The sequence below is a fragment of the Paenibacillus sp. MDMC362 genome (assembly GCF_003269305.1).
Taxonomy (GTDB): domain Bacteria; phylum Bacillota; class Bacilli; order Paenibacillales; family Paenibacillaceae; genus Paenibacillus_AQ.
In genome coordinates this window covers 15,872-34,140 of the sequence record NZ_QLYT01000031.1, presented here as the reverse complement: position 1 = coordinate 34,140, position 18,269 = coordinate 15,872, and the positions used below count along the sequence as shown (strand labels likewise).

10 protein-coding genes and 1 riboswitch are annotated in these 18,269 nt (G+C 51.6%); all 10 genes read right to left on the bottom strand.

Annotation, left to right across the window (positions count from 1 at the left end; genetic code table 11):
* Positions 1–475: 475 nt before the first annotated feature.
* The 10 genes from DP091_RS16645 to DP091_RS16600 all read right to left on the bottom strand — a co-directional run bounded on the left by DP091_RS16645 (position 476) and on the right by DP091_RS16600 (position 18,260).
* Positions 476–1,846, bottom strand: coding sequence for an NCS2 family permease (locus DP091_RS16645; protein ID WP_113059354.1), 1,371 nt, complete (start codon positions 1,844–1,846; stop codon positions 476–478).
* Positions 1,847–2,057: 211 nt separating this feature from the next.
* Positions 2,058–2,156: riboswitch (purine riboswitch) on the bottom strand.
* Between the two features lie 239 nt (positions 2,157–2,395).
* The gene (locus DP091_RS16640; protein ID WP_113059353.1) at positions 2,396–3,334 is read right to left on the bottom strand and encodes an NADP-dependent oxidoreductase; all 939 of its coding nucleotides are present in this window, start codon (positions 3,332–3,334) and stop codon (positions 2,396–2,398) included.
* Positions 3,335–3,568: 234 nt separating this feature from the next.
* The gene (gene guaA / locus DP091_RS16635; protein ID WP_113059352.1) at positions 3,569–5,107 is read right to left on the bottom strand and encodes a glutamine-hydrolyzing GMP synthase; all 1,539 of its coding nucleotides are present in this window, start codon (positions 5,105–5,107) and stop codon (positions 3,569–3,571) included.
* A 78-nt stretch (positions 5,108–5,185) separates the two neighbouring features.
* Complete coding sequence (locus DP091_RS16630) at positions 5,186–7,510, bottom strand: transglutaminase TgpA family protein (protein ID WP_113059351.1); 2,325 nt, start codon at positions 7,508–7,510, stop codon at positions 5,186–5,188.
* The gene (locus DP091_RS16625; RefSeq protein WP_113059350.1) at positions 7,482–8,780 is read right to left on the bottom strand and encodes a DUF58 domain-containing protein; all 1,299 of its coding nucleotides are present in this window, start codon (positions 8,778–8,780) and stop codon (positions 7,482–7,484) included. Before DP091_RS16625 ends, DP091_RS16630 begins: the two co-directional genes overlap by 29 nt.
* Positions 8,777–9,784 carry an AAA family ATPase gene (locus DP091_RS16620; RefSeq protein ID WP_113059349.1) on the bottom strand — a complete coding sequence of 336 codons (1,008 nt, stop codon included), beginning with the start codon at positions 9,782–9,784 and terminating at the stop codon, positions 8,777–8,779. Before DP091_RS16620 ends, DP091_RS16625 begins: the two co-directional genes overlap by 4 nt.
* Before the next feature lie 277 nt (positions 9,785–10,061).
* Positions 10,062–14,495, bottom strand: a complete 4,434-nt coding sequence (locus DP091_RS16615) for an endo-1,4-beta-xylanase (RefSeq protein WP_258394587.1) — start codon at positions 14,493–14,495, stop codon at positions 10,062–10,064.
* A gap of 57 nt (positions 14,496–14,552) precedes the next feature.
* Entirely contained in the window at positions 14,553–15,512 is a 960-nt protein-coding gene (locus DP091_RS16610; protein ID WP_007127858.1) for a carbohydrate ABC transporter permease, read from the bottom strand.
* A complete protein-coding gene (locus DP091_RS16605) occupies positions 15,512–16,471 on the bottom strand; it encodes an ABC transporter permease (protein WP_113059347.1) in 960 nt (319 codons plus the stop codon). The genes DP091_RS16610 and DP091_RS16605 overlap by 1 nt, the downstream gene beginning before the upstream one ends.
* 85 nt (positions 16,472–16,556) lie before the next feature.
* On the bottom strand, positions 16,557–18,260 hold the full coding sequence (locus DP091_RS16600) for an extracellular solute-binding protein (protein WP_113059346.1): 1,704 nt from the start codon (positions 18,258–18,260) through the stop codon (positions 16,557–16,559).
* Between the last annotated feature and the right edge of the window lie 9 nt (positions 18,261–18,269).

The following is an 18,269-nucleotide window of genomic DNA, read 5'->3' as shown; positions in this document are numbered from 1 at the left end:
AAAGTGGTTCGTTTTACTCACTCGTTGTTCAGTTTTCAAAGATCAACTTCTTCGTTTGTCGCCAACGCTTTATCTCGTTAGCAACTCTTATATCTTATCACATCCACTCGATCATTGCAAGCTTTTTTTGAATTTAATTTTTCGAATTCATTTTGGCTTGTTGTCCCAAGCGTTTGTTTCGACCGTATTTCTTGGCCGGAAATATAATATACCATGTGCAGATCAAGAATGCAAGTCTTTTTCAAAAAGTTTTTTCAAAGAATACTTTCTATCTAATATAATGCTCTTGATGACACGTCTACTCGGTGACAAAACCTTTCTATAATAATATGACTAACTTAACCCTAGTTTCCCCACCGTCCTTTTATCTTAGCAATTACCCCTACCTGCATTGGCAGTCATAAAAAAGCGAAAGCTCCGGATAAATATCAGAAGCCTTCGCTCTATTTATTCATTATATAGTAGTATTCCGAAATTACTCGGCACCGAGGAAAGCGTATCGGACAAGGATGATCACAAACAAGATCCACATCAGCCAATGCACCTTAGTATCTGTGCGTCCGATCAACTTGCCGAATACCGCAAGGATGACATAAGCAATGATGCCAGCAGAGATTCCGTTAGCGATGCCGCCAGTGAAAGGCATCAGGATGATGGTCAAGAATGCCGGGAATGCCTGCATGAAATCATCCCACTCGATATCCCGAACCTGACTCATCATCAGCACACCGACAATTACGAGTGCCGGCGCGGTAGCAGCCGAAGGAACAACCAGAGCAATCGGAGCCAAGAACAATGCCAGTATAAAGAGTACGCCCGTAGTAACAGCGGTCAAGCCTGTACGTCCACCCTCGGCGACACCCGAAGTACTTTCCACGAAAGCTGTGATAGTACTTGTTCCAAGGAATGCTCCTGCGCTTACGCCGCCGGCATCCACGAGCATCGCTTTACCAAGCTTCTTCTCGCCTTCCTCTTTGTTCTTGAGGAGTCCCGCACGGCCTGCAGTACCAACCAGTGTACCGAACGTATCGAACAGTTCAACGAATGTAAAGATGAAAATAACTTCGATAAGACCAATGCCAAGCGCGCCCTTCAAGTCCATCTGTCCGACAGCCAGATTATCAAACGAAGGAATCCAGCTTGCGGTGCTCAGACCTGACAGATCGGTTACTCCCATCGGAATGCCAATCAGCGTCGTGAGCACGATGCCAATAAGCAGAGCGCCTTTCAGTTTCAGGACCATCAGGATTGCGATCAGGAACAGCCCGATGATCGCAAGCAGCGTATCCTTGTTCTCAACGAAATTCCCAAGACCAAGATTGAAGGCACCGCCTGGTACCGGATGAGTAATATCCGTTCCCGGGTTAATGGAAGCCGTCACAATGTTGCCCAGCTTAAGACCTACGATGGTAATGAACAAGCCGATACCGACCGTAATGGCAATCTTTAAGTTGTTCGGAACTGCAGTCAGCAGCATTTGGCGGACTTTGGTTACCGTGAGAATGATGAAGACGATACCGGAGATGAATACTGCACCGAGTGCGGCCTGCCAAGTAATCGCACCGTTCGAGCTTAATACAACCGTCATGAAATACGCGTTCAAGCCCATACCTGGTGCCAACGCAACCGGAATGTTAACGAAGAAGCCCATGGCCATCGTCACGAGACCGGCACCTACTGCAGTAGCGAAAAATACGCCTTCCTGCGGAATACCTGCGCCATCAGGACCCAGGAACAGATTGTTGACCAGCAGGATGTAAGCCATGGTCATAAAGGTCGTCAAGCCTGCGATAATCTCGGTTCTTACATTTGTTCCGTGTTCCTTTAGTTTAAAGAAACGCTCCATTGTAGAGATATCCCCCTTAAAATTAATGACCGGCAACATACAAAAAAGACCCTAAGGATAAATCCCCAGGGCCGTCGCTTGAAAAAAGAGCCGCAAAACAATCATTCGCATGCTGCAGGGCAGCATCCTTATCGAATAACCGGCTGCTTAATGGAACGCTGCTCCATCTTGCAGGCCGATATCTCGAATGCTGGACGAGTCCGCATCATTATATTGCCGCTCTTCTTTTCGTAGCGAGATCATTACGGTGACCTGTAGAGACTCCCGGGCCCATTCCCGGGATTATACGAAAAAGCTCGTTATTTGTAGTTGTCATGTCAGTTTCTACACATATTCTAGGACGAGAAGCCCAACCTTGTCAATAACAAAAACGAATATTGCGCTTGTCAATTTAAAGAAACGTTCGGAATTTGATATTCCATAACCTATTCATTCTAGGACAACCGAACTACATACGACAAAATACAGCCCAATAACAGGGACAATGCGCACATGACCACTCAAATCCGCTCGCGAGGACGCAGGGTGAAACAGGGATCACTGTGCTCCTTAGGAGAAACTTATGGCTATTTTACCAACAGCATGGTGGGTCTCACTTAATGCGTGGGCATCGTAGAGCCCTTTTTGCGAAAAAGGAAACGTAGCTCCGACTACGGATCTTACCTTTTTTTGCTCCAACAGGGCGGCTATTTCCTGAAGCTGCTGACCATTGGGATCCAGCCATATATTTTTGGCGGTTACGTCGTATTGTCTTACCAGCTCTTCATCAAAATCGCTGACAATGGATATGATTCGCCCGGTATGTTTCTTCAGCACTTTAAAGCTGTTCTTCTGGACGTCACCGCCCATCGTATCGAACACAACATCCACATCCGACAAAACATCTTCAAAAGGGGTCGTCCGATAGTCAATAATCTGCTCAGCTCCGAGTGAAGCCAGCAGCTCATGATTACGCTCACTGGCTGTCGTAATCACATAGGCGCCCGCTTGTTTGGCAAACTGGATAGCGAACATGCCAACGCCGCCTGCGCCTGCGTGAATTAAGACCTTCTCTCCATGGGTCAGTTCGCCATGTGTAAACAGCGCCTGCCAAGCGGTCAGTCCTGCGAGCGGAACGGATGCGGCTTCCTCCCATGAGATAGCAGCAGGCTTACGCGCCAGCAAATGATCATCCACCAAAGTATATTCGGCATATGTGCCAAAACGGGTCGTTTCCGGGCGGGCAAACACTTCGTCTCCCACCTTCCAATCCGTTACCCCGTCCCCCATTTCCGCAATCGTTCCGGCAACATCCCAACCCAAAATAATCGGAAACTCCCAATCCATCATTTGTTTTAAGTAGCCCTCACGGAGCTTCCAGTCTATTGGATTTATCGAGGTGGCGGCCACCTTAACTAAGACCTGATGCGCTTGCGGTGTAGGGGTAGGCACTTCTCTTTCCTGTAGTTCTTCCTTGCCCCCATAACGATCAATGACGATAGCTTTCATTCTTTTTCCTCCTCACGGGTTTAGGTCTTGGTTCAACCTCCCTTAACGCTCGCACCTGACTTTTGCACCCTAACGTATTATTTATCTTAATTCACAAAAGATGCATGCAATAAAACCAATGGCATTTACCCGTCCAGAGGAGAACGGTTCGGGTGGTACAAGTACACATAAAAAAACCTTCAATTCCACAGGTGTGGATTGAAGGTTTTAGGGTTTAGTACAGCTGTATAAAAACTATTCCCACTCGATCGTTGCTGGTGGTTTGGAAGTCACGTCATACACGATACGGTTAACGTTCTCGACTTCGTTCACGATACGGACGGAGATTTTCTCCAGCACATCCCATGGGATACGCGCCCAGTCCGCTGTCATGCCGTCGATGGAGGTTACGGCACGGATACCTACGGTGTAGGAATACGTACGTGCATCACCCATGACGCCGACACTCTTCATGTTCGGAAGGGCCGTGAAATACTGCCAGATCTCGCGATCCAATCCCGCTTTCGCGATCTCTTCACGCAGGATGTAGTCGGAATCACGAACGATTTGCAGCTTGTCCTCCGTTACTTCACCCAGTACGCGGATCGCAAGACCTGGGCCAGGGAAAGGCTGACGGTGAACGATCTCATCCGGTAAGCCCAGCTCCTCGCCGACTTTACGAACCTCATCCTTAAAGAGAGCTTTCAACGGCTCGATCAGCGTGAATTTCATGTCTTCTGGCAGCCCGCCGACATTGTGGTGGGATTTGATCGTATGCGCCGTGTCCGTACCGCTCTCCACGATATCGGTATACAGCGTGCCTTGAGCCAAGAATGCAAAATCATCAAACTTGCTGGACTCCTCGTCGAATACGTAGATGAACTCGTTGCCGATGATTTTCCGTTTTTTCTCCGGATCGTCTACGCCTTTCAGCTTGGACATGAAGCGTTCCTGAGCGTCAATCTTAACGACCTTCATATCAAACTTGCCGACGAAGGTTTCCATAACGCTCTCAGCTTCGCCCTTGCGCAGCAGTCCATGATCGATGAACATGCATGTCAGCTGATCGCCGATTGCCTTGTGAATCAGCATGGCCACAACGGAGGAATCCACGCCGCCGCTCAGTGCGCACAGCACTTTTTGCTCGCCAACGACTTCACGGATTTCACGAACCTGGTCCTCAATAAAAGTCTCCATGCTCCAGTTGCCTTCGCATCCGCACACTTCGTACAAGAAATTCTTGATCATTTCATTACCATGGACGGAGTGACGAACTTCCGGATGGAACTGCACGGCGTACAGCTTCTTATCCTCGTTACTCATCGCGGCGATCGGTGCGGATTCCGTTCCTGCATCCAGCTTAAAGCCGGAAGGCAGCGACACCACGTGATCACCATGACTCATCCATACCGTTTGTTTTTGCTCAATCCCCTTGACAAGCGTTGAGTTCGGAGCAAACTCCAATTCGGCTTTGCCGTATTCACGTTTCGAAGCACGTTCTACTTTTCCGTCCAGCTGTTGAGCCATCAGCTGCATGCCGTAGCAAATGCCGAAGATCGGCAGTCCCAGGTCATAAATGGCGGGGTCCACATGCGGTGCATTCTCAGAATACACGCTGGAAGGACCTCCTGAGAAAACAATGCCGCGCGGGGAAAGTTCTTTAATTTTCTGAGCGGACGTGTTGTATGGCAGAAGCTCACTATAAACGCCGAGATCGCGAATGCGTCGTGCTATAAGTTGGTTGTACTGTCCACCGAAGTCTAAAACGACGATGATTTCATTAGGCTTATTCATTACCGGGCCTCCCTTGATTAATGAAATTAATTATACGCAACCCTAATTCATACCGTCAAGAAAGAGAGGCTTTTGTTTTCATGCCAGTTTTTTGACAATTCGAATACATTGGCGTAAAAAGAGTACTTTTTCGGTACGGGACCACGGTTCGTCATCGTATGCCGCCCGCTCCCAGCGCTGCGCAAACTGCCCCAGCTCCGCCCTGAATTCGGCATCGGCAATCGACAAGGCATTGACGTATTGACGCATGGTCTGCCCTTTTTCCAAATCTCCAAACCTTCGCTGGAGCTTGTCCCAAACCCATACCGAGATCGATACGAGTCCCTCCCGCCCGCTTACCGCTATCGTTCTGGCCATCCTCAGAAAGGCCAAACTTTGGCGCACGGTCGGAATTTGATAAACAACCGCCACAAGGATGGGAAGAACCAATAGTAGCGCAGCCCCAAACATAACAGGACCGATGGCGGTTATCAGAAAGAGTACTTTAGCGGCTCCGTAAATCATGGAGTCCCACAGGCTGTTCCAGTACTTAAGCCCGGCAGAACCGGAATCGCCAACCAGTGGAGGCGTGGACACCTGCTCGATGCTAAAGCCCGGGGTCGGATCGAACAGCACCCAGCCTTGTCCCGGGAAAAAAACCTCAACCCATGCATGCGCATTCTTTTGGGCTACCTCATAACGGTCTACCGTACCTGCCACCGGCTCACCCGGTGCAAATCCGGTCACGTAGCGTGCCGGGATACCTTCGGATCGGAGCAGCACGGTCATCGTCGTAGCAAAATGAACGCAGTATCCTTCCTTCGTATCAAACAAAAAATAATCGGTAAAATCCCTGCCTTCCGGAGGCACCGACGTTTGCAGGGAATAGGTATAGTTCTGCTCCAAATAGGATTCGATAGCTTTCGCCTTTTCATACCTGTTCACAGCGTCCCATGTGATCTCCCTTGCTAAATCCCTCACTCTGAGGGGCAGCTGCTCGGGAAGCTGGAGGTACATTTCCTTCATATATTCAGGATCGTTGTTGGTCCCACTCCGGAGCGATTGCTCCTCAGGCTGACTATATAAAGTTTCTATGGTATAACCGGATACCGCCCTTTCGCCCTGCAAGGATACCGTCTCGGACAGCCTGTCAACGGCGAGCCTCGGTGTACCTCTCTCTTTGGAGAAATGGATCTCCTTTACGCTGGTAATAATGCCTCCTGACAGCACGGACTGGATCGGAGTATCTTGTTCAAAAGTCAGTGTCTGGACAAGCTTGTCTCCGGAAGGACGCTCCCAATAGGGCAGGATGCCGCTCAGGTCCTCCGACAGCTTGACGGGTTTGCGGATAGAAGGATCCGCCTCCCACTTCCGTCCATCATACCGGTTATACGTGTCTCCTCGCCAGTAAGTCGGTTCAGGCGACTGTGCGGTAAAATATAACGCATCACTCAGCGTTAACGGACCTCCCAAATCTTTTCCTTGGGAAGCATATCCGGCAACCTGGGAGGCAGGAATCGACGGTTCCCTGTTTCCCCAGACAAGGCCTCCCCATCCCGTCAGACGTGCCGCCATTTCGGACACCGTTAATCCCACACCTGCCGACGGCTCGCTAATAGCTCCTCCCACTCGGGTAATACCGGCCATCAGACCGGAAGCAAGCAGCACCACCAGACTCCAGCGAAGCACAGGCAGCCCGGACAAGCGGCCGGATCGAACAGGCTCAGGGATGTCCAATTCAAAAGAGGTTCCCTCCACGGTTTCCTGCTTCAGCTTAAGGATCAGCATCATACCTTGCGCCAGCAAAATGTACAGCACCGCACGCAGCATATCGCCATAGATGCTTTCTTCCATGGCCGATTCCAGCACCGCCAAATAAACCAGCGTCGAGCCGCCAAACAACCACACGGTTCGGCGATACAAAGCCAGCATATGGACCGCGGATACCATGATAGCCCAGCCGACAAGCAGAATGATCGTTCTCGTCTCCTGGCTTAAGGCAGTAAACTCCCACGCATTTCCGAATGCCGAAACGTCACCCGGAAGTGTCTCCGAAATATAATCGGACAGCCATGCCAGCGGATGGCTATATTCAAACAACCGGGCACACAGCCAGACCACCAGAACGGCGTTCAGCGGCAGCCATACCCAGCCCCGCAGCGTAAACAGTCCTTGGAGCAGCAAGAATAAAGCCCAGAGAAATAAGGTTTGCAGCATAAGATGGCTGCCCATGTCACCTGCATCCCGAAGCGGCAATAGCCACTCTGACAGCAGTCCCACAACCGGCAGCGTAATCAATATACGATGAAGAAGCGTTCCGTGGGTCAATCGGGAGACGAAAATAGGGGGTACACCCCAGGCTCCGGATATTCCGGCCTTCCGATGGCCTGCATCCCTAACGGGCGAGCTTCCCGGTCCGCTCATGGTCGGCACCTCCTATCTTCGTCGGCTTCCTATCTGTCCGCTTTTCATGCAAGTAAACCAGCCTTCCGCCTTTGCTGAAAAACTCCCGTGCCCACTCCGGCAACGCCTGATTCTCTAATGGACTCACCTCTAAGCCTGAGTTGCCAGCCGATTTCAAACGCTTTACACTTTGCGTACAGAAGATGGTAACCTTTCTGCTGCCCTCATTCAGCAGGTGGATTGCCGCGACAGCCGCTCCCTCATGAAAAACGCCCGTAATAATCGCCCAATCCTTATTCTTTTGCGATGGAGAAAGGAACTTCTCGAAGCTTCGGTCCCGTACAGGACCGTTCCCGGTTAGCTGAACGGAGGCAAACGGTACTAACGTGTCCTGATGCCCCTTGAACACGTCCTTGTGTTCGTTTCGCCGATCCTCTATCCCAGCCCCATCGATATATAGTTGATAGGGAACTTTGCAGCGGATGAGCCGGGATACAAATCCTGCCGCCGCAGATACCGCGTCTTCAAATGCATCCTCCGGTTTCAAGGCGTCAAGACCTGCATACCCTTGGAGCGATGTATCCAGCACAACCCCCTGCCTTGATCCATACCCCTCATGCGGCATGAAGGATTGCAGGCGGCCGAGCTTCGCGGAATTCTTCCAATGAATCCGGTTCATGGGATCACCGGGAACATAGTCGCGCACGCCCGATCCTCTCATTTCATTCCAAACATGGAAGCGTACCCGTTCATCTTCGAAGTCCATATCGCTTCCATGCATGGGCACTTGGGCCTCCGGCCACTCGGCGGGTCTTGGCAGCACAATTATGCCGCCGGTATCGCTTGGCATGTTCCGGCTTGTTCTGAACCAGCCGAACATATCGCCCCATTCCACCTCGCTATAGATCGAAGACCAGACTCCGCGGGGAACCTGGTTCAGTCTGTAGGTATACTCGAGCCTTCGCTTCATGCCGGGGAACAGCAGCTTACGGTATTCCCTGATGCCAATCCGGTCGGTTATGATAAGCCATGGCACGGGCAGAAGAGAACGATAGGTTACTTGAACCGTCATCTGAGCAGAATCTCCCGCCTGTATGCATGAAGGGGAGCTTGTATGCGAAATGGTGATTCGTGTTGGGCCCAGCAAACTAGTCAAAGCTCCGCCAAGCAATAGAATCGTGCTTACCCACCATACAAGCCGCAGCGATTCCCCGCCTAACCAAACATAAAGTCCCAAAGAAACGGACCAGATGGCCACTCCTCTTGACCATTCCAGCAGTCGGCGTTTCATGACGGATTCCCCTTCCGGCTTCGCTGGCGCGGCAGATCAAACCTCGTAATGATGGACTCCACCATTTCATAAGGCGTTATGCCGGCAGCGCGTGCCTCATGAGACAGATGAATCCGGTGGGTGAGCACAGGAACGGCAACGCGCAGGCAGTCATCAGGGATGACATACATTCGCCCCGTCAAAAAGGCGGCCGCCTGTGAAGCGCGGAGCCACGCCAATGTCCCTCTCGGACTAATCCCTAAGGACACACCCTGCTGTTTTCGAGATGCATCGGCCACACTGACCATGTAACGTTTGATGGTGTCATCCACAAATACACGGGAAACCATCTGCTGCATTCGTATGAGTTCGGATCCCATCATGAGGGGCTTCAGATCGTCCAGTCTGGAACTGCCCATCCCCCGCTCCAGCAGCTCCAATTCACCTTCCATATTGGGATATCCCAGCGATAATCTCATCAAAAAGCGGTCCAGCTGCGCCTCCGGCAGGCGGCTTGTGCCTTCATATTCGTACGGATTTTGCGTTGCCAGCAGGAAGAACGGGGCAGGCAGCGGATACGTATGGCCGTCCACGGTGACGCGCCCCTCTTCCATCGCCTCCAGCAGCGCGGATTGCGCCCGCGGCGATGCCCGGTTGATCTCATCGGCCAACACAATATTGGACATCACGGGTCCTGGCCTGAATACGAATTCTCCCGTATGCGGATAATAGACCGACGCCCCTGTAATATCCCCCGGCATCAAATCATACGTAAACTGAATGCGGCTGAAATCGCAGCCAATTAACGAGGCCACCGACTTCACCAGCATGGTCTTCCCGACTCCCGGCACATCCTCCAGCAGCACATGTCCTCCGGCCAGCAAGGCCATCATCGTTAACGAGATTTGCTCCTCATGTCCGACAATGACACTCCCGATCCGTTTGGTAACCCTCCCCAGAAGCTCGGGTGCCCACTCCGGGTGGTTCGCTTCTTCAGCATGAACGGATGAACTAAACAAGAACATCAACCCCCAACCTATATTCATAGATTATTAGATAGCGGTAACTTGGAATCTTGAATCTATGAACAGGTTTTCCAAGAAAGCAAGAAGATAGACGTCATTTGCTAGAAAAGCATTGGTCTGTCCTGCATGATTTATAGCGTACGGTCCGCCTGGCCTAATCGGCATCTACACGAAAAGGCCAGCCCGTTTTACTCACGGCTGGCCCGACTCATTTTATAATTTTCTTCTGGCTTTCATCGTTCAAGTCCGATTCTCATCGTATTAACGTTTCACAGCCTTAATCATTCCAATTCCAGATCCGGTCAAGGATCACAGCGGCCTGAGCACGCGTGAAGTATGCCTTCGGCTCGATCTTGCCATTCATTCCGTTCACGATGCCCGAACCTGCAAGCGCTGCTGCACTCGATTTGGCATACTCGGCGATCTGATCCCCATCAGCAAAAGAATCCAGTGACCCCAGTCCTTCCAGCTTCTTGCCGGCTGCCTCCAGAGCACGCTGCGTCGTTACCATCATGTCCTGGCGTTTCATTGGCGTGTCCGGCAAGAAACGGTTTCCTCCGACACCTTGAACGAGCCCAAGCTCTGCGGCGATTTGCACGTCTTCGTAATAATATGCCGAAGGCAAAACATCTCCGAACGCTGCCCGGCCTTCGCCGGAGCCCTCCAGCTCCAACGCGCGTACGAGCATAACGAGGAATTCGGCTCGAGTAATCGGGTTCAACGGATTGAATCTTGTTTCGGTCTCACCTTGAATGATCCCGCGAGATGCCATCGTTTCGATTGCACCGATCGCCCATGGCACATGCTTCAGGTCATGAAACGTCTTGAATGCGGAAGCGACTGCAAGCGTGCCGCCATGTTGCAGCGCAGCACGAACGATCCCATCTGCGGAAATATACCGGCTGCTGGAAAGCGGAACCCCGCGTCCGTTAGAGTCGATATGCCAAACCATGATATGATTCGGTCGTGCAAGCTCTTCCTCGGTGGGGGAATAAGGCATCGACCAGATGAGACGATGCTTGCCCTGTTTCCAGGACAAAGCCCGCTCGCCAGCAAGAATCTCTGCCCGGAACAGCGGACGATCGCCGATCTTCTCGCGAAGGGCCGCATCCAAATTGCCGCCCGGTGATTTCTCCAGACGCAGCGTTACGGTTTCCGTATCCGTAACACCAGCCCCCTGAATCAACAAGCTTGGCATTTCCAGCGTTCCGAACTCCGTTTGGATTAGGAGAACGGCCTGCGGATTCTCCAGCAGCCACTTACCCGGCAGCAGAATGTCATAGGACTGGGCTCCTTTCTGCGCCGGAACGTTAACAAGCGCCCGCTTCGTTCCGCTCGTTCCTGCCACTGCCTTTTCCAATGCCTGCTGAAGCACTCGGCCCGAGACTTCAACTATAATCCGCCCTTCATGGTTCCGGATTTCGAGTGAAGACGTGCTTGGAGCTGGACTCGGACTGCTTCCGCCCCCGCCCGCAGTTCCGCCGCTTCCTCCGTTGCCGCCCCCACTAGGTTCTCCCCCGTTTCCACTTCCTCCGCCGGGAGCGGAGCTCTTCTTAAATTCCAGCACGCCGAATCGGGTCGTGTTCTGATAGGATTGGCCTGTCGGATCCGACCATATGGCCACGCTGTCTCTGGTACCTTGGCCGTCTTCATCGTTGTTCACCTGAAAATCGAACCCGATCACCGTCCCTTTCTCAGGCTTGATCTTATCCAGGCGGACCTCTGCTTCAACGACATATCCGCCCTCGATAACCTTCGCAGCGGATTTGAAATTATCCTCATCCGCATGACCGCCGAAGGAACGTACATTGTTGAAGTTCATCCGGTACTGTCCATCATCTTCTTGGTAAACATCCGTCTTTCCATTATTCTGATCCACAAAAATCTCTACCGAATCCTGCTCCCATACGTTGGGACTCGCATCCGATAACAAGCTGTCGTTAATGATGGCATAAACATACAAGTGATTCTCATCCCACAGCGTCCGGAATGTGGCGGCCGCGCCGCTGTTCCCCTCGACCCACACGTCGGTTGCCAGTTCCCCGGCATCCTTCCAGATACCGTCGAATTCGCCGTCTACTGTTGGGGTGCCATAGCCGGCCTGGGCCGATTTCGGCGCAGCAGAGAACGTTAGAATGCCGAGTCCCTCCTGATCGCTGTCCTGGGCATGCCTTGGATCGCTCCAGGACACCACCGCTCCGTTCTTGCCATGCTCGGAGCCGTCATCCGAACCGGAATCCGTTACTCGGACATCGAAATAAATCTCGCCGCCAAGCGCTCCTGCTCCGTTTAACTGGAGGAGAGCTTCCCCTGCGTAACCTGCAGCGGTCTCGACCGTATTGGCGGCTCCACGCTGAATCTCGGCTTTTAGCACAGCACCGTTCACTACAGCGAATATTTCGGCCTGATCTCCCGGAGATATCGAGCCGTCCGACACGTCAACCTTGACGTAGACATGGTCCCTGTCCCATAGCGTCTTAAATTCGGCAGATAGCGAGCCAAGCTGCTCCGTCTTAAATGCCGGAACCAGATTCCAGGCGAAATCCGGTTGTCCGTCAATAACCGCCTTTCCCTCCACGGCCGTTCCGGTCTTTCTAACAACCGTTAGCCTGGAAGGATCGACCATCCCCCAATAGGCCGGTTTGGCCTGATACTGCTTGTCAAAAGGAAACGGGGCATCCTGCCGTCCCGTGCCCGCGGGACGGTCATGCAGCCAGGTATGGTCGTCAGCGATCCCCCAAAGGGTGACATTGCTGATCCAGCCCCCTTCCACGCCTGCATCGGTGCCCATTTGATCCAGCCGCTTCAATTCTTCAAACAGCTCTTTGTACCGGTAGCCTTGCTTGTCAAGCAGTTCCTGAGGAACGGTCTGGTAGGCGTCGGTATTGTTCGTGTACACCGAAACGTCCAGCTCGGTGAGCTGATTATCAAAGCCGGCCTCGCCGAACATCCGGATGGAATCCGAGATTTGCTGGATGGACGGCCCGCTGATATTGATGTGCGTTTGATGGCCCACGCCATCGATCGGAACGCCTTCCGCCTTCAGCTGTTTCACGAGGTTCAGCAGATAATCGCGTTTCTTCGGATTGTGCGTGCTGTAATCGTTGATGTACAGCTTGGCCTTGGGTCCGGCTGCATCTCGCGCCGCATGAAAGGCGGTCCGGATATAGTCGAGTCCCGTTATCCGGTACCACTGGCTGTCCCGCATGCCATCCGGACGCCCTTCGTCAATGACCTCGTTCACGACGTCCCAATCGCGGGCATCTCCCTTGTAGCGGCCGACCACTTCGTGAATATAGGCTTCCAGCCTCTGAAGGACGAGCGCTTTATTCTCCGGCGTGGCTTCGAGATAATGGCCCTGATCATCCTTCAGCATCCATTCGGCGCCTTGCTGATGCCACAGCAGCGTATGGAACCGGAGGTTCATGCCCTGATCCCTGGCATAATCCCTGATGAGATCCGCGTTGGTAAAGTTATAGGCTCCCTCTCTCGGACTGAGAGATTCCGGCTTCATCACGTTCTCGGCAACAAGCGAGTTGTAATGGTAATCCAGAAGCTCCTTGTGCACGCCGGACAGATGCTTGGGCTCCACGGCTGCCCCGATCTCGAAATAATCCGCATACACATCCTTCAGCGCCGGAATATCCGTCTGAATCGAGCCCGGCAGCGCGAGCTGAATGTCATCGACATAGAAATTGGAAAGATCCGACGTTTCCATGTACAGCTTCAATGTTTCCATATCCGAACTGAAGCCGAAGGTTCCCTTCAATTCCACCCACTCCGTGCCGCTCGCAGAAGCTGAGGCAACGGTCGTATAGGACGTTTCTGCTGCGCCCGCTGCTTGGTTCTCCATCGAAAGGGATATTTTGACCGGAGCGGCAGGCGCCTGCTCAAGCCTCGCATACGCTGAGACCGTATACGTTTTTTGGCTCACCATGATGTCTTTAACGTCTTGGCTGGGCCCGTTCCAGCTGTTCGTCCGCTCATGGACCCTTAAGCCGTAGCCGCCGCTATGGGCTGCTTCTGGGACAGCTTCTACGGTCTCCGAATCGCGTGGTCCCCAATCCATCGTCGTTCCGTCTTCAAAATCCCATACGACCGTATTCTTTCCCCCCGGTATCTCATTCCCCGGGTTCGGTGCCGGCTCAATCAACCGGACCTTGAATTCGTCCATATAATAAGCGGCGTCCGCACTGCTTGGACTCTGCAGATATACCTGCAAGGCTGAAGCGCTAGCATCGTATTTATAATGGCCTTTCACCTCTACCCATTCGTCGGCAGTGACATCGACCGGACTGCTGAAGTTCACATATTCCGGCTCGGCTCCGGTTTGCTGCATGGCAAGCTGAAGCTGCTGAGTCCCTTGGGTGTCCTCCTTCAAATGGACATATGCGGAAATTTCATAGGTAGCTCCTTTGTCCAGCCGGTTCGTGGCGGATAGATCAAATCCCGGTCCGTTCCAGTTCGCCGTCCTTCCCTCCGTCAACAAGCTCCCTGTCCCTTCATAAGCATAGGTAGCGGAGGTCACCGTCTCCGTCCCCCGCTTAAACCACCCTTCCGTCCCTCCATCAAAATGATGATGAATCACAAGATTCTGATCAGCAGACGTTTGGACCGGTTCAACTGCCGCCGCACTCCGGCTGGGCGGAATGAGCAGCAGGGACGCGATCAGCATCAGGCTGATCCTCCTAATGATTGTTCTCTTAGACACGAAATGCTTGCCTCCTCATTGGTTGCATTTATGGTCTGTCATATAGCGAAACCTGGATTATTCCTTGACGCTGCCCACGTTCAATCCGACTACGAAATATTTCTGCATGAACGGATAAACCAGCAGAATCGGAACCGATGCCACGACCGTTACGGCAGCGCGAATCGAAATCGGCGTTACCATGTTCACCGCAGCGTCCTGCGTCATCCCGGCTCCTGCAGCCACTGCCGGGTTGCTGTTCGCGTTCATACTGGATGACAGCAGCTTCATCAGCTCATACTGCAAAGTGCTCAGCTCTTGGCGGGAGGAGGTATAGATGAATGCATCGAACCAGGAGTTCCAAGCCCCCACGGCCACGAACAGCGCAATGGTTGCCAACACCGGCTTACACAGCGGGAAGATGATCCGGATGAAGATTTTAAAATCTCCGGCTCCGTCAATTCTTGCCGATTCGACCAAGCTTTCCGGAATCGTTCCGATATACGTCCGGATAACGATCATATTAAATGCGCTGATCATCGACGGGATCACATATACCCAGAACGAATTCAGCAGGTGCAAGTCCTTCATCAGAAAATATCCAGGAATCAAGCCGGCGTTAAAGTACATCGTCAGAATAAAGATCAATGTAATCGGCTTGCGGAATACATATTCCCGACGGCTCAGCGTATACGCCAGCATCGTGGTCAAGACCAGATTCAGCAGCGTTGAAAGCACTGTTCTTGCCACGGAAATCCAGAACGCGTCATATATCGTTCCCGAAGCGAATACCGCCTTGTAGTTCTGCCAGGTAAATTCCCTCGGCCAGAGATAGATTCCGCCCCGGATCGTATCATTCCCCGCATTCAGGGAAACGACGATCGTGTTCAGGAACGGATATAATGTGACAACGACAAGACCAATCATAAACAAGGTATTGAATGTATTAAAAAGGATCGGCTCTACTCTTTTTTTTCTGACGGATTTAGGCGCTGCGGCAGCAGTTGCTGGCCCAGGGCTGATTGTTTGATTTGCCATTATAGCAGCCTCTCTTCCCCTAGCCGTTTCGCGACTCCGTTTGCAATCAATAACAGCGTCACACTAACGACCGTTTTAAATATACCGGCAGCCGTTGCTAATGAGTAATTGCCTTGGGCAAGCCCGTACTTCAGCACGAAAATGTCAATCGTTTGCGACCAGTCGACAACAAGACCGTTGCCCAGCAAGTATTGAACCTCGAAGCCTGCTTCCAGAATGTGACCGACCTGCATGATCAACAGAATGATGATCGTTGGCTTAATGCCCGGCAAAGTGACATGGAACATTTTCCGATAGCGGCTTGCCCCGTCCATATCGGCAGCCTCATAAAGCGCCGGGTCGATGGATGCCATCGCAGCCAAATATATAATCGTATTCCAGCCGACTTCTTTCCAAACATGCGACGCCCCGACGATTCCCCAGAAGTATTTGCCTTCACTGAGCCATTGGATCGGCTCCTTGATGAGATGCAGCTTCATAAGGATATCATTGATGATTCCGTTCGAAGCCAAGCTCGTCGCCACAATCCCGGTTACGATGATCCAGGATAGAAAGTGCGGAAGATAGGAGATCGTCTGTACGGTTCTTTTCCAAACCACTTTCTTGATTTCATTCAGTAACAATGCAAGGATAATTGCAGTCGTAAAGCCGAGAATCATATTGATAACACTCATTGCGAGCGTATTGCGAAGCACTTGCAGGAAACTTTCATCCTTAAAAAGAAATACAAAATGTTTAAATCCTACCCACGTCTGTTCACTAAAGTCTCTAGCCGGCTTGTAGTTCTGGAAAGCCATGGTCCATCCCCAAATAGGAACGTAGGCAAACAAGATGATGTAAGCCATCAGAGGCACCGACATATAGATCAACTGTCTCTGTTCTTTGAGGACGGCCCAGGTGATTTTCTTGTTTGTCTTAGGCTTGCGGACGGCAGAGTCTTTGACTACGGTCTCTTCCATAAGTTTGTTCTCCCCAAAACCCTATATTTCGTAAAAAGGAAGGCAAGGAGCCTTCCCCATTCCGATTCATGTACCTTCCGCTGCTTTACTTAACAGACCAAGTGTCTCTTCTCCATTGCAGCACTTCATTAATCCGATCCTCGTAAGCCTTGATGTTGAGCTTGCGGATATCAGTGACGTACTCATCCCAGACGCTGTCGAATTCTTCCGGTTTAGCAAGAATGGCTTTTGGTAAGTACTTCGTGGACAACTCATTTTGCTTCGTATTTACGATTTTCGCTTCAGATCCGTCTACCAGGTCGACAGACCATGCCGGGTAAGCAATCTCGTTCTCAGGAGCTGGACTGAAGAAGTCAACATAGCTGTTGAAACCGTATTGGGCAAGGAAGTTCTTGTCATACTCTCTCAAAGCGGCTACCATTTCTTCAGGCTGTGCAGCGCCGTCTGTAGCGTTGCCGTCCGAGAATAAACCTTCCATTTTTGGTGCTTGACCGTGGAAAGAATCGGCTTTATTCGCGAGCTTCCAGGTTGCATCGGTAAACAGATCGCGCTGCTCTTGCGTTTTCATGAAGCGGCCGTCCTTGACAATGTAATCTTCCCCCTCGATCCCCCAGGACAAGATTTTTTGCCAATCTTCTTGAATCAGCGTATCCAACAATTTGATAATTCTGATCGCCTGCTCTTCGGATGCGTTGACCGTGATCCCGAAACCGTTATTGAGGTTCAGAGCCGGACGATCTTTGTAATGATCCCGGATGCCTTCATCAAATACAAGCGGAAGACCGACATATGTTCTTTCATCTTTCTTCTGGGTAATCAGCGCGTCCTCTGCGCTTTGGAAGTTCCAGTGCTGGTCAAACATGCCAAGAACTGCACCGCTGGAGATTTTCGCCATATACTGGTCAAAGTTCTGGGTGAACGTTTCCTTATCGATGATACCCAGGGCATTCATTTCGTTCAGTTTTTTATAATAACGTTTGGCATAGTCCTTATCGGCAAAAATTTCCGCCTTGCCGTCTTTAACAACTACACCGCCGTCATTCGGATGACCGATCAAATGCTGAGGAGCATTGAACAGGCCCCAGTTTTTCCAGTCATAGTTCAGAATTTCAAAGCCGATCGTCGGGGTACCGTCAATGGTCGGATGCTTTTCCTTGTATTGTTTAATGATGTCAAAATATTGATCCAAGGTTTTAACCTCTGGATATCCTGCCTCTGCCAATACGTCCTTCTGAATCCAGAAGGCTGGGCCCGAATAATAAGACGAGGTAACATCAGCATTCGTTACACCGTAATTTGGAAGATTGTAAATATGACCGTCATTCGGGTCTTTCATCATGTTCCAGTACTTCTCATAATGCTTCTTCAAGTTTGGCGCATGTTCTTCAATCAAATCCTCGAGCGGGATAAAGGCACCGGCAGCTGTCAGCTTTTGATTCGCTGTCATCATGTCCGGATAATCGCCGCCTGCAATCATAACGCCGAGCTTCTGGTCAATATCGCCTGCCAGGAACTCGAATTTGAAGGATGCTCCTGTCTTTTCCCTGATTAATTTATAAATCTTGTTGTCAGGCGTTGGTTGCTGGTCAGGCTGACCGATGAAAACACTCACCTCAAATGGTTCGATCTTATCCCCGTCCGTCCCGGGTGTTGTTTGTTCTGCGGAGTCCTTTGCTTCCGGCTGGGCCCCGCTATTCCCGTTTCCGCCCCCGCAGCCCGTAAGCACGATGCAAAGCGACAACAGCAACACCGTGCTGAGCCGAAGCCATGATTTTGTCTTACCCCCCATAAAAGCACC

Excerpts from the sequence above, each read along its gene's own strand:
- DP091_RS16605 (WP_113059347.1), bottom strand. The coding sequence starts at position 16,471 with ATGGAAGAGACCGTAGTCAAAGACTCTGCCGTCCGCAAGCCTAAGACA.
- guaA (WP_113059352.1), bottom strand. The coding sequence starts at position 5,107 with ATGAATAAGCCTAATGAAATCATCGTCGTTTTAGACTTCGGTGGACAG.
- DP091_RS16645 (WP_113059354.1), bottom strand. The coding sequence starts at position 1,846 with ATGGAGCGTTTCTTTAAACTAAAGGAACACGGAACAAATGTAAGAACC.
- DP091_RS16640 (WP_113059353.1), bottom strand. The coding sequence starts at position 3,334 with ATGAAAGCTATCGTCATTGATCGTTATGGGGGCAAGGAAGAACTACAG.
- DP091_RS16620 (WP_113059349.1), bottom strand. The coding sequence starts at position 9,784 with ATGTTCTTGTTTAGTTCATCCGTTCATGCTGAAGAAGCGAACCACCCG.
- DP091_RS16610 (WP_007127858.1), bottom strand. The coding sequence starts at position 15,512 with ATGGCAAATCAAACAATCAGCCCTGGGCCAGCAACTGCTGCCGCAGCG.
- DP091_RS16625 (WP_113059350.1), bottom strand. The coding sequence starts at position 8,780 with ATGAAACGCCGACTGCTGGAATGGTCAAGAGGAGTGGCCATCTGGTCC.
- DP091_RS16600 (WP_113059346.1), bottom strand. The coding sequence starts at position 18,260 with ATGGGGGGTAAGACAAAATCATGGCTTCGGCTCAGCACGGTGTTGCTG.
- DP091_RS16630 (WP_113059351.1), bottom strand. The coding sequence starts at position 7,510 with ATGAGCGGACCGGGAAGCTCGCCCGTTAGGGATGCAGGCCATCGGAAG.